Genomic DNA, 13439 nt, shown 5'->3' with positions numbered 1-13439 from the left:
TTTCTATCTATTGTTTACAGATTTAATTCGACTAAAAAACATTTTATGCCGTTAAATGTATCGTATTAAACATAGATAGCAACTGTTCTCGAACAATCACTTACTCATTTGAACGGCACCAACGGTCACCGTAAGCTGAAGAATAATCAGGCGTCGCAATGCCTTCGCCGAGATCGGCCACAGGTTCAAGAGGCCCGATAACTGTTCTATAAGGCAAAACACCCGCCCATACTGGTCTATCCAAGTCCGCCATATCATCGTTAACACCATGGTTACCAATTTTTACTGAGGTTTCTGATAATGGCATTCTCAATAGCAGTGTCGCAGACAACTCTTTTTGATTACCTAAACGGACTTCACAGGTACGATTAGGGGCTATTTGTTCAACAAAGTGGTTCAATATACGGTCTTTTTCGCCATTTTCACTTATCTGTTCAAACCGACCAAATACCACCGCACTTCGATAGTGTGCGCTATGATGCATTGCCGATCGAGCCAGTACCCAGCCATCAAACAGTGTAAAGGTCAAACTCGTTTCTACGCCATTTTTCAACGCCCTGAGTAGACGGCTATTGTTCGCACCGTGGATATAGATATGATCATCGACTCTCCAAGCCAACATAGGAATAACGATAGGCACTCCCTTCTCCACAATAGCGACATGAGCGAGCAAACTTTCATCAATTATTTGATGCAACTTAGTTTCGTCATCGCACGCTTTATGCGCGCCCTTTTTGATCGCTGTTCGTTCTGTTTTTGAAAGCATTATTTGGCTCCTAGTTTAATCTTTTTATCTGGTGTTTTTACAATATACAATCAAACTGGTATCTTAATTAGAGCCAATTTTAAATAAACCAAAGGGCCAGTTATGAATTTGATCGACGTCGGCGACCTTTTCCTGTCTAAGCAAAGTTCTTCACTTCAACAAACATTATTTGACGCCATTCAGCAAAAAATAATCAATGGGCATTGGAAAAGAGAACAAAAGTTACCCTCTACCAGAAAGATGGCAGAAGAGCTTACACTGAGTCGAAATACGGTCACCAGTGCATACGAACAGCTTGTTGCAGAGGGATACTTGCAAAGCCGAAAAGGTTCAGGGTTTTTCGTAGCGGTATCTATCCCCGAGCATTTTCTGAAGATCGTTGTCAGCCAATCCGAACGACCAGACAGATCCGACGTAATCAATAAAGAAAGCACTGTTGTGCCCCCATTCGATACACAACGATCACTTTATCTAAATCGACCATTTTCTCCCGGTATACCTGACCTCGCTGAATTCCCATATACCAAATGGCAAAGATTGCTACAGAGGCATATTCACCGAGATTCATTGTCAGGAATGGGTGATATACAAGGTTATTTCCCGTTGCGTGAAGCACTCAGCCATTATCTACAATCAAGCCGCTCTGTTTCTTGTCATCCTAACCGAATCATCGTCACCTCAGGCGCGCAGCAAGCACTGTCCATCGCAACGCTAGCGACTCTAGAGCCAAATCAAACGGTGTTAATGGAAGAACCAGGATACTCACAGATGCGTAAAGTGCTGAACCTTTATCGTATTAAAACGGTTTCAGTATCAGTCGACCCACTATTGGGACTCAATATTGCCTCATTGTTAAAACACAAGGCGGCGGCCGTTTACTTAACGCCCAGCAACCAATACCCAATGGGAACAAGTCTAAATACAGAGCAACGATTACAAATATTGCAGTGGGCAGAGGTGAACCAAGCTTGGGTTATCGAAGACGATTATGATAGCGAGTTCCAATTTGCTCATAGACCCTATACGTCACTTCAAGGGTTGTCTGCACAATCTGGGTTTTCAGATCGTTGTATTTACGTCGGGTCGTTGAGTAAAACAATGTTTAACGGCTTAAGGATTGGCTACATGGTGGTACCGGAAGGTTTAGTCGAGGTATGTTTAAAGATAAAAGATGCGATGGCAGGCAATACCGCAATACATAGCCAGGCCGCTTTGGCAGACTTTATCTCTGAAGGGCATTTTCTTCGTCATCTAAGACGAATGCGAAAAATCTATCAACAAAAATCTATTTTATTACGAGACGCACTCACGCAACATTTTGGGCGAGAATGGCAAGTGATCAGTCAGGAGGCTGGGCTACACACCACCGTTCGTTGGCAGGGTTCACCTAGCGAAAATCAAGTGGTTGAAGCGGCAGCGAAAAAAGGGATCACGGTTAGACCCCTATCTTATTATGAAAAACACACCAATCAGCGCGACTGGAATGCTCTGGTTCTCGGCTATGGCAATGTACAAAGTAATAAAATTGAACCACTTATTGCACAACTCAGACAGATTTATCTCAGTCTATGAGTAGAACCCTATTTAACTTTATTTCTTATTGCGGAACTTACGATGACAGCCTTTACAGGTGCCCGTCGCATCTTTAAATCCAGCTACGAGAGCGGCCTGATCTTGTACCTTCGCTGCCGCATAGAAATCTTGAAAGCCTTGATCCAGTTTATCTAGATTCGTTGAGAATTTCTCAAAATTCTTCCATACCGCCTTTTTGGCATTACTACCTTCCTGGCTTCCTTCTGGAAACAACGTTTTTAAGCTTGATGAGTGCTTGGTTAGTGCCTCTCCCAGTCTCTCAAACTCAGCGTAATCAAATTGACCACTTTCGAGCATGCCGCCAACCGCTTCGACATTGTCTTTGATACCTGAATATGCATCCTGACGAGCCTCTATTTCCGCTTCAAACGTTGCTGCACTAGCCGAAACCGAAATGAGCATAAATAGGCTTACTAATTGCTTTTTCATTTTACTTCCTCCATGTCGCTCATATGAGAGCTGTTTATTATTTGAGCATAGTTACACAATAATAAGGCTTAAGTAAATAGTGGTTATTACGTAAGTAGTGTTTGTTATGTAAATAGTTGCAATACCCATTACTCTTCGGTGAATCAGATTGTATAATGAGGAATGGCAAACTACCTACAAGGACGGGACATGAAAGTTTGGGACTTACCGACACGTTTATACCATTGGATTCAGGCGCTACTATTCGCTGGGTTGGCCTTTAGCGGTCTCACGGAACAAGGTCCACACGTTTACTTTGGTTTAGCCCTTTTTACTCTGCTCATATGGCGTATTATTTGGGGCTTTTTCGGAAGTGATACAAGTCGTTTCTCACGATTTATCCGATCGCCAAAAACGGTCGTTCAATACCTAAACGGACAACATTCAGAACAACCAGGCCATAACCCTGCGGGTGGTTATATGGTCATCGCCATGATTGGTACACTATTGATTCAAGCGCTGACTGGTCTTGCTCTATCTGGGATGTTGGACCCCTTACCCGGTTCAGAAATCTGGCTTAACGATGACATATTTGACGTATGCGTTCTCATACATGAAAACCTCGTTAATGGAATATTTTTGCTTGTAGGGCTACACGTGCTGGCCATTATTATTTATAAATGGCGTAAAAAACCCCTCCTCAAAGCAATGTTTACTGGCTATCAGGAAAACATGGTAACCAAAATAAATTTAGCTTCAAATAGAAGAGCCTTGGTGATACTGATGATCGCCTTAGCAATAACATCGACAATCTATACACTTTCTATCGAATAAAATGTCGAATAACCATCAATTCGAATTAACGCGTCATCGTCGTTAATAGCGATCCTGATACAGCAATCACTGCTTTGCTTAGCTATAGAGTCTGGCAAAGCAGCGACCCACGTATTTTATTACTCTTGTAGCGCTAACGCGGACTCTCTCGTCTCTTGGGCTTCACGCCACCATGCATAGTTGCTAACCGGATTGTCGAGCTCAATAGCATCACCAAACACGGGCGTTAATAGGTTAACGTTATTTTTCTTCGCTAATCTTGTAATTCGCTCAAACGGTTCAAACCAGTCATGCATTGAGAGATCAAAGGTGCCATTGTGGATTGGCAACATCGCTTTGCCTTTGAGATCCAGGTGTGCCTGCATGCTATGTTCAGGCAGCATATGAATATCTGCCCACAAGTCATTATAAGCTCCCGTCTCTATCATAGTGATATCAAACGGACCGTATTTTTCACCAATCTCTTTGAAACCATTAAAATAACCGCCATCTCCACTAAAGAATAAATTGTGTTTGTCGCTTTGGATTACCCAACTTGCCCACAATGTTTCATCCCGATCAAACAGACTTCGACCAGAGAAGTGTTGAGCAGGTGTCGCAACAAGATGAATATTGCCAATCTGCACGTCTTGCCACCAGTCCAATTGGGTTACTTTGGATTCGTCAACACCCCAATCGATAAGGTAGTCTCCCACTTTTAGAGGGGTAACAAAATGCTCGACCTTGTTCGCTAATTTTTTGATTGCCGCTTTGTCCAAATGGTCATAATGATCATGACTGATAATCACCACTTTAATATTTGGTAGATCTTCAATAGAAATGGGGGTTGGATGAAACCGCTTAGGCCCCGCCCATTGCACTGGTGATGCTCTTTCGCTGAATACCGGATCAGTCATGACATACTCACCATTTAGGCTCATTAAGATGGTTGAGTGCCCCAAGCGATAAATGGCATCCTCATCAATGATCTGTAGTTGAGCCTGCGATATTGTTTTCAATGGAATCTCACCTGCTGGCTCCGCTGCGGTCCGTTTTGTATTAAAACGTTCAACTATGATGTCCCAGATGTTCCCTAGAGACGGGTTGTATTTGATTTCCGTATTTACGAACTTTCCTTCATTTTGAGTCGCACCAGTACCGGTTACACACGCGCCAATCGTTACAACTGTCATAAATAAAGCTCCTAAACCAAATATTTTAAATTTCTTCATTCGAGTACTCAAACTTGTAAACTACACTGGGTAGTTTACATTTATACATTGAAAAGTAAACTACTCAGTGTAAAATAATTGGCAGCCTATCAATGAGTCGATTTTTAAATGTCTGAAGTAAAAAGAACAAGAAGTGAACTAAAACGTGAAGCAATTCTTAATGCCGCTAAGAAAGCCTTTATAAAAGATGGCGTGCAGAGTACCAGCATGGACAAGGTATCCGAATTAGCTCAAGTTTCAAAAAGAACGGTTTACAACCATTTTGAAACCAAAGAGATGCTTGTCATGCAAATCATGGCGGAGATGTGGCGAAAATCAACCATTCAGCCTGATTTTGAGTACCTAACAGATACCCCTCTTCATGAGCAATTAAGCGCTATATTACTGGCTGAAGCAAAGATGTTCTCTGCTAAAGAAAATCTTGATCTTTCACGCGTCGCATTTGGGCACTTTTTTTACAATCCTGAGGCACTACAAAAAGAGATGGGCAAATTCTCTGCTCGAGAAACCACCCTTTTTAAATGGTTAGAAGCAGCGGTCGCTGACAACAGGCTTAAACCAATGGATTTTGAGTTTGCTAATAGCCAATTACATAACATGATTAAGGGGCACTGTTTCTGGCCCTTATTGCTCAATATAGGCAGCGTGATAGAGTTAGACAAACTCAAAAAGATCACCGATGAAACGGCCGCTATGTTTTTGAGTCACTATGCAAAAAACTCGTCTATCGTCACCTAATAACAGAGTATACTGAAACAACCAGACAGATTAGAGCAGCAGTTAACGGCTCAACTACACTGCAATTAGGGCCAACTGCACAACCTCATAGTACACTGGGACAATAGTGACCAATGCGACTTATGATTAACAAGCAAATCAATACACCTGAAAATAACTTAGCAACAGGAATGAGATAAAGCGACTGACATCACCCATCTTAATCAATAACCCGCACCAATATATTTATTGTATATAAACAACAAACACTCTTATGTATTAAGTATTACATTGACTCAGTTAATATTTGTATCGAATTGTAAAAAATGATCATTTTCGTTTTTTTTATAACAAAGAAAAACATCAATTCATCTAGACAACCTATGTCTCAACTTAATATTTAAAACACAATTAAAATTAAATAAATTTGATCAGTTTAAAAAAGGAAACATAGATGAATAAAATAATAAACACACTAGGTTTAGCGATAATTGTGAGTAAATATGCTGTTGTTATCTTGCTCGCAGGTCTGTCAATCACTACCGGTGCTGTGGCCTCTGATATGATGACTCTGGCCTGTTTAGGCTCGAATGAATAACCGCTTTTATTTATATTTTTTATCATTCAATTTTCATCAATTAGAACTAGATTAATTATGTAACTTGCTCGTATAAGACAATGTTCCATCATATATAATTCACCCTAAAGCAATAATAAAAAACCGCATCTAAATAACATTAGATACGGTTTTTATCTGGTTAATATATTCACCACTTATTAACCTGGATGTCCATCCACTCTAGGCGTCATAAGCATAATAGCAAAATTATATAGAAACATAACAAACGCAATCGTCCATAACACGGCAGCGCTGTTCACTAACAACATCAGATGTTCAGGAAATAACGCGACAGCAAAACTTCTTATCAAAGCCGCGATAAACAGGGCCAAAAAGGCAGGCCACATTCTAGGCCCTTCATAAATAGCATGACCGGTATGTCCCATCGTTACTCGAGAGATCATCGCTAAAATTACCCCACTCAATGCACCAATCGCGAATAAATGAATCATAGAGTGTTTGAAAAAACCTTCACTAAGACCGCTTGCAAGCAAACCCAATGGTATACAAAGATAGGCACTATGCAGCGACCATACAAGTGGTTCGCTTAATGTGAGCCACGGCTTCCAACGTGCAAAACGAATAAATTGAAATAGCGCACCAACGAGTAAAAAGGCCTGTGACAGTTGTTGATTCGCTAAAGGAAAAAAACTGAGCACAAACAACATCACTAATGGCAAGTTAGCACCAACATCAAGCCACAATTGCGGCTGAGCTTTTTCGAAGTTAAATTTTCGAGCGGTAAAAAATGGTATCACTCGTCCACCCATTACGGACAAAAGTAACATAAACCACCAAAGCATCGCCTGCCACACAGCAAGAGAAGGGAATGGCGGTAAACCTTTGATTGTTGCGTAGCTGGCAAAATTCGCGATTAACGCAAGAACAAAAAGAGGGACAAAAAATAGATTTTTCCACCCTTTTGACTTAACCACTCGGAAACCCACCTCATACGTTATGGCGGCCAAAAATAGTGCCTCGACTATAGAGATGAGCCACAAAGGTGTTTGTGTCCAAAAAAGTAATCTAGGTAATGCCCACAACGACACAATAAGCCCGAGTCGAAAACCCTTAGTACCGTTAATTCCAGTCCATGTTTGCACCGCCGTTAATACAAAGCCGGCAACGATGGCCATTGCGAAGCCAAACAACATTTCGTGGACATGCCACCAAAGAGCAGGAACGTTAAGGGCACTGGGTTGACCGTATTGAAATGAATACACCCAAACGAGAATCGATAAAACCGCGTATAACGAGCCAAAAAGAAAGAATGGACGGAAGCCAAGCCTTAAAAGTGGGGTAATTTTGTCTTCTTTGCTTTTGTCAGTAATGTTTAACAATGTTGGACCTTAGTAAAATAGAGCAATTGACCTCGAAATGCAGGAAATATGCCGATAATATTGATCAATAGAAAATACCAACAACCCTTAAATATCAGTCTATTAAAGGTGTCTTTCAAAAAATAAAGCACACATCAAGAGTCATAAAGACAATCAAAAAGTGTCAACTTGACACAATAAGTGTCTTAAAGACAGTTCAAGTTGCTGTTTAGTATATTTAATTATGTTATATCAAACAGTTAATAACTGGCACAGATACTGCTACACCAAGAGAATAACCTTGCAAATTGGTCACGATATGAATCCGAATCTATCCGCTATTCTAAAATCCAGCGTCATTCTATTCGCGGTATATTGGCTTGCAGTATACGCCGCTATATTACCAGAGTTAATTTATATGTTTGCACTAAAGATAGGTCTATTTTAATCGTAAACCCATTCTCCCCCCACTGATAAGAGGGGGAGTTAAGATGAGTTATTGATTGGTTTTACTTTTGAGCGGTCAACTCAACATGCGGGGCAATAGTCCCTGTACTTCGAGTCGCTAATTCTTCGTATAATTGCCATTTCCTATGGGCAACCTGTTGGGCTTCTTCCGTAATTTTCTCCGCCATTTCCGGATCGCTTCGTTGTAAAATTCGATATCTATCCTCATTCATTCGATACTCTTTAAGAGAAATACTTGGTCTTAATGAGTCTAGAGAAAAGGGATTAATATCCACCTCTCTAAGCGATGGATTATATCGGAACAGAGGCCAGTGACCCGATTGAACCGCAAGTTGTTGCTGTCGTAAACCATCTTCCATATTGATGCCATGCGCAATACAGTGGCTATACGCAATAACGATAGAAGGTCCGCGGTACATTTCAGCCTCACGCATTGCCAATAGTGATTGTTGTGGGTCCCCTCCAAGGGCGATACGAGCAACATAAACATTATTATAAGCAATGGCTTGCATTGCGAGATCTTTTTTGGTCGCCTGCTTCCCCGCCGAAGCAAATTTCGCTACCGCACCTAGAGGCGTTGATTTCGACATCTGACCACCAGTATTTGAATACACCTCAGTATCCATAACCAACACGTTTACATCCGCACCACTAGCTAACACGTGGTCTAACCCACCTGAATCAATATCATAAGCCCAGCCATCACCACCAACAATCCATATTGAACGACGAACGAGCTGCTCCGCAACGGAAGTGAGATTACGTGTCGATTCTGTATCTATCTGTTCAAGACGTTCCTTGAGCGTATCGACACGTTTGATCTGCGCCTGGATTTCAGACTCCGTTATTTGTTTTGCATTAAGTAGTTGGTCAACTAATAACGGATCAAAGTGTTCGCGATTTTCTAACAACAGTTGTTCCGCTAATTCGCGCTGCTTAACGGCCGCTAGCCTAAAGCCAAAACCGAATTCTGCATTGTCTTCAAACAGCGAATTGGACCAAGATGGGCCTCTGCCATCACTATTCACTGACCAAGGCGTTGTGGGTAGGTTACCACCGTAAATTGAGGAACAACCTGTCGCATTCGCTATCATTAATCGGTCACCGAAAAGCTGTGACATCAATTTTAGATACGGGGTTTCACCGCATCCTGAACACGCACCGGAAAACTCAAACAGAGGTTGAAGGAACTGAACACCTCGAACGTGTGAGAAGTCCACTCGAGATCGGTCGTTGTAATCTAACTTTTCAAAGAACGCCAGATTACTAATTTCTTGTTCAAGGTAAGGTTCTTTAAGCTCCATATTAATCGCTTTACGCGTCTCACCCTCATTTGAGTTAGCGCTTACTACTGCTGGGCACGCATCTACACATAAACTACATCCTGTGCAATCTTCAGCATACACCTGCAATGTGTAGCGAATCTCCGGGAACCCTCTCGCCGAGATATGCGCTGTTTTGAACCCATCAGGTGCAGAGTCCAGCATCGATTTGTCATAAAACTTGGCTCGAATCGCGGCATGAGGGCAAACAATACTGCAATTACCACATTGAATACACGCATCAAAATCCCAGATAGGGATACGCTGTGCGATGTTTCGCTTTTCCCACTGCGTTGTACCAGAAGGATAGGTGCCATCAACCGGCAACTGGGAAACAGGAATCAAATCACCCTTGCCTGCCATCATCATCGCGGTCACTTCTTTTACAAAATCAGGCGCTTTATCAGAGACAAATTTGATCTCTTCAATATTTGCGGTTACCTGTTTAGGAATATCGATTTGATAGAGGTTCGCTAGAGCTTGATCCACCGCTAAGAAGTTTTTCTCAACGAGTGCTGGTCCTTTTTTCGAATACGTTTTTTCAATCGCTTTCTTAATTTTCTCTATCGCTTGGTCTTTCTCAATCACACCCGACAGGGCAAAAAAGCAGGTCTGCATGATGGTATTGGTTCTGTTGCCCATACCTGTTTCACGCGCCACCTTATAGCCATCAATAACATAGAGCTTCATCTGTTTTTCGATGAGCTGTTTTTGCATCCTTGCAGGCAAAGAATCCCACACCAACTCATTATCAACAGATGAGTTAAGCAAGAAGGTGGCATGCAATGCCGCCTTAGCCAGCATATCTGTTTTTTCGACAAAGGTTTGTTGGTGACAAGCAATAAAATTTGCAGACTGAATCAGATACGGACTGTTAATTTCATGGTGACCAAATCTAAGGTGTGATTCAGTTTGCGAGCCTGATTTCTTAGAATCATAGACAAAATAACCCTGTGCAAAATAGTCAGGGTCGTCCCCTATAATCTTTATCGTATTCTTGTTTGCACCAACGGTACCATCGGCACCCAAGCCATAAAACATGGCTCGAACTACTTCATTCGGTTCGATATCAAAGCTTTCATCAACCTCAAGATGTGACAAACCTACATCATCAATAATGCCAACAGTAAAATGCCGCTTAGTTTCGCCTTTAACATTATCAAACACCGCTTTTGCCATTGCAGGGGTAAATTCTTTGCTCGATAGACCATATCTTCCTGCCAACACTCTTGGCATCGATTCGAATTTACTTCCGTCTTCCATTAACGCAGTAATAATATCTTGATAAAGGGGATCCGCCGTTGCACTTGGCTCTTTGGTGCGATCAAGCACAGTAATGAATTTTACATTATCCGGTAATTCAGCTAAAAGGTGTTCGGTCGACAATGGGCGATAAAGGCGCACTTTTAACACCCCTACTTTCTCGCCCTTTTCGACAAGATAATCAACCGTTTCAGTTAGGGTTTCAACCCCCGACCCCATCGCAATAACGACATGTTCGGCATCTTCTGCACCATGGAATTCGATAAGTTTGTAATGTCGACCAGTTAGCTCTGCTAGCTTATCCATACACCCCTGAACAATACTTGGTGTTGCTGCATAATACGGGTTTACAGTCTCTCTCGCTTGAAAATAGACATCTGGGTTTTGCGCCGTGCCGCGAATAAAAGGTGTATCGGGGCTAAGTCCTCTAAGTCTATGTGCTCGCACAAGCTCGTCCGAAATCATTTCTCTTATTACTTCATCAGAGATTAGATTTATTTTGTTCACTTCGTGTGAAGTGCGAAAACCATCGAAAAAATGGATAAACGGTATTCGCGCAGACAATGTCGCAGTATGAGCGATAAGCGCCATATCGTGCGCCTCTTGTACCGAAGATGCCGCCAACAAAGCAAAGCCAGTACCGCGAGCCGCCATAATATCTTGGTGATCACCAAATATTGATAACCCTTGTGCTGCCAGCGATCGCGCCGCCACATGGAAGACCGCGGGCGTTAACTCTCCAGCAATCTTATACATATTTGGCAGCATCAACATCAAGCCTTGAGAGGCAGTAAATGTGGTGGTTAATGCCCCACTTTGAAGCGCCCCGTGTACCGTTCCTGCGGCTCCTCCTTCACTTTGCATCTCAGCAATTAAAGGGATATTCCCCCAGATATTTCGTTTGTCTTCTGCTGCCCATTGATCAGCAAATTCAGCCATTGTTGAAGAAGGCGTTATAGGATAAATAGCACAAACTTCACTCACGCGATACGCGATATGTGCTGTAGCTTCATTACCATCACAGGTATGCATGACATGATTAAATTGACTCATTTAGCGCCTCCTACTTCACTTCAGCTGCGACCATTTCGATCGCGTGACATGGGCATTGGGTATAGCAAGCTTCGCAACCCGTGCATTTATCGTAATCCACCTTGTACCCTTTACCCTTACCTTTTGATGTAATCGCACCATAGGGACAAGCGCCCAAGCAACCATCACACTCAAAACAGTTACCACAAGAATAACAACGTTGGGCTTCAAACAAGGCTTCTTGTAACGTTAAGCCCCCTACTACTTCTTCAAAAGATGAGGTACGGATTTCCGGTGCTACGGCAGGTTGTTCCCGCTTATCTGCATCGGTTTTATACCAGAGATGCAATTGATCATATTTAATCAGTGGTTGCTTCGATACTTTGGAAAATGCTCTGCCGCAAAGGAATCCATTTATATGCGCGGCTGCTTTCTTACCATGTCCAACAGCAATCGTCACAGTTCGATCACTTGGTACCATATCACCACCAGCAAATAGGCCAGGATACCCTGTCATCATTTGATTATTTACGACGACAGTTCCATCATCCTTGTGCTCAACACCCGGTACATTTCGAGTCAATTTGGTATCGATATTCTGTCCAAGGGCGAGAATAAGGGAGTCGGCTTGTATGGTTTCATATTCACCCGTTGGCTTCGGCCGCCCATCAACTATATTCATTTTTTCTAGCGTAAAGGTTGAACCATCGATGCTATTGATGGTTCGGAGCCAGTGAAACGCTATCCCTTCTTCCATCGCTTCCACACATTCAAAATCATGCGCAGGCATAAGTTCTCGATTGCGACGATAGATAATCATCACCTCAGCCCCCATTCGTTTTGCAGTACGAGCGGCATCCATTGCGGTGTTGCCCCCGCCGTACACCGCGACTCGCTTGCCCAAGATCGGCGCATCACCCATCCCGATATTGCGCAAATAAGTAACGGCATCAATGGCTACGCCGGGGTCATCACTCGGGATCTCAATACCACGACCGACATGGGCACCGATAGCCAAAAATACCGCATCAAACCGCCCCTGCACTTTTGCAGCTAATAGGTCATCGACTTTACTGTTGAGAACAATATCGATGCCCATTCCTTGAATACGTGCAATTTCTTGATTCAATACCTCTCGAGGTAAGCGGTAGGCAGGAATACCGAAATGCATCATTCCACCCGCCATCGGTCCTGCTTCGTGGATCTCGACATCATGACCAAATCGTTTTAGATGATACGCCGTCGCTAAACCACTCGGTCCAGCTCCTACCACTAATACCCTTTTCCCCGTTGCTTTCGCATCAAAGCGCACTGGCCATTTTTTCTCAATAGCGACATCGCCTAGGTAGCGCTCTACAGCGTGAATACTGACAGGTTGATCAACATCGGTTCTGTTGCAAGCGGTTTCGCAAGGATGATAACAAACGCGCCCATGGATCGCGGGAAGCGGATTATTCAGTACCAGTTCTTGAAACGCTTCTTCGTACCGTTCTTCCTGCGCTAAGGATAGCCATTTTTGAATGTTGCTGCCTGTCGGACATGCATGGTTACAAGGCGGTAGAGAGTTTGAATATATTGGAAATTTAGTACGTACGGGGCCAGACCCTTTTTTAATAGTCAGGTCAGGTGGCAGGGTCATATCCTTTAACGAATTGCTCATATTGTTCTACCTTATGTTTGGGTAAAAACGAAAGCGGCGTCACGATTGTGGCAAGTTTTTCTTCTAACGTGCGCTCCATTGTAAAATCTTTACTATTGCTTCTCACTCGTTGTTTTTCTCTTTTTTAGGCTTTTACTATAGCCCTGCGCACAATTTAAATTTGTGCTAGTGGTCAATTACTGAACGTATTTATCCGCTTAAATTAGAAAAACGAGATATAACCCTTT

At 42.7% G+C, this 13439-nt stretch carries 10 protein-coding genes; 4 read left to right on the top strand and 6 right to left on the bottom strand.

The genetic code is table 11. From position 1 onward, the window contains the following. Positions 1-100 precede the first annotated feature (100 nt). Positions 101-766, bottom strand: a complete 666-nt coding sequence (locus tag IUZ65_RS05855) for a pyridoxamine 5'-phosphate oxidase family protein (RefSeq protein ID WP_195702853.1) — start codon at positions 764-766, stop codon at positions 101-103. Between the two features lie 102 nt (positions 767-868). Here IUZ65_RS05855 and pdxR point away from each other — a divergent pair, with 102 nt between their 5' ends. After that, the gene (gene pdxR / locus IUZ65_RS05850) at positions 869-2338 is read left to right on the top strand and encodes a MocR-like pyridoxine biosynthesis transcription factor PdxR (RefSeq protein ID WP_195702852.1); all 1470 of its coding nucleotides are present in this window, start codon (positions 869-871) and stop codon (positions 2336-2338) included. A gap of 18 nt (positions 2339-2356) precedes the next feature. Here pdxR and IUZ65_RS05845 read toward each other — a convergent pair whose 3' ends face one another. Beyond that, positions 2357-2788 (bottom strand): c-type cytochrome, encoded by a 432-nt coding sequence (locus IUZ65_RS05845; protein WP_195702851.1) that lies wholly within the window; start codon positions 2786-2788, stop codon positions 2357-2359. Positions 2789-2977: 189 nt separating this feature from the next. On the opposite strand from IUZ65_RS05845, the gene IUZ65_RS05840 reads away from it, so the two are divergent. Beyond that, positions 2978-3601: a cytochrome b/b6 domain-containing protein gene (locus tag IUZ65_RS05840; protein ID WP_195702850.1), complete on the top strand. Its 624-nt coding sequence runs from the start codon at positions 2978-2980 to the stop codon at positions 3599-3601. Positions 3602-3720: 119 nt separating this feature from the next. Here the strand turns inward: IUZ65_RS05840 and IUZ65_RS05835 are convergent, their stop codons facing one another. Then, positions 3721-4773 (bottom strand): MBL fold metallo-hydrolase, encoded by a 1053-nt coding sequence (locus IUZ65_RS05835; RefSeq protein WP_229637992.1) that lies wholly within the window; start codon positions 4771-4773, stop codon positions 3721-3723. Positions 4774-4920: 147 nt separating this feature from the next. Between IUZ65_RS05835 and IUZ65_RS05830 the strand changes: the two genes are divergently transcribed. Then, positions 4921-5550, top strand: coding sequence for a TetR/AcrR family transcriptional regulator (locus tag IUZ65_RS05830; protein WP_195702848.1), 630 nt, complete (start codon positions 4921-4923; stop codon positions 5548-5550). 433 nt (positions 5551-5983) lie between these two features. Further along, a complete protein-coding gene (locus IUZ65_RS05825) occupies positions 5984-6127 on the top strand; it encodes a hypothetical protein (RefSeq protein WP_195702847.1) in 144 nt (47 codons plus the stop codon). Between the two features lie 179 nt (positions 6128-6306). Here IUZ65_RS05825 and IUZ65_RS05820 read toward each other — a convergent pair whose 3' ends face one another. The 3 genes from IUZ65_RS05820 to IUZ65_RS05810 form a co-directional block, all read right to left on the bottom strand. Next, positions 6307-7488 (bottom strand): NnrS family protein, encoded by a 1182-nt coding sequence (locus IUZ65_RS05820; protein ID WP_195702846.1) that lies wholly within the window; start codon positions 7486-7488, stop codon positions 6307-6309. A 488-nt stretch (positions 7489-7976) separates the two neighbouring features. Beyond that, entirely contained in the window at positions 7977-11573 is a 3597-nt protein-coding gene (gene nifJ, locus IUZ65_RS05815) for a pyruvate:ferredoxin (flavodoxin) oxidoreductase (protein ID WP_229637991.1), read from the bottom strand. Between the two features lie 10 nt (positions 11574-11583). After that, positions 11584-13212: an NAD(P)-binding protein gene (locus tag IUZ65_RS05810; protein ID WP_195702845.1), complete on the bottom strand. Its 1629-nt coding sequence runs from the start codon at positions 13210-13212 to the stop codon at positions 11584-11586. Between the last annotated feature and the right edge of the window lie 227 nt (positions 13213-13439).

The organism is Vibrio sp. VB16 (genome assembly GCF_015594925.2).
Taxonomy (GTDB): domain Bacteria; phylum Pseudomonadota; class Gammaproteobacteria; order Enterobacterales; family Vibrionaceae; genus Vibrio.
This window is presented reverse-complemented; position numbering and strand designations above follow the sequence as displayed.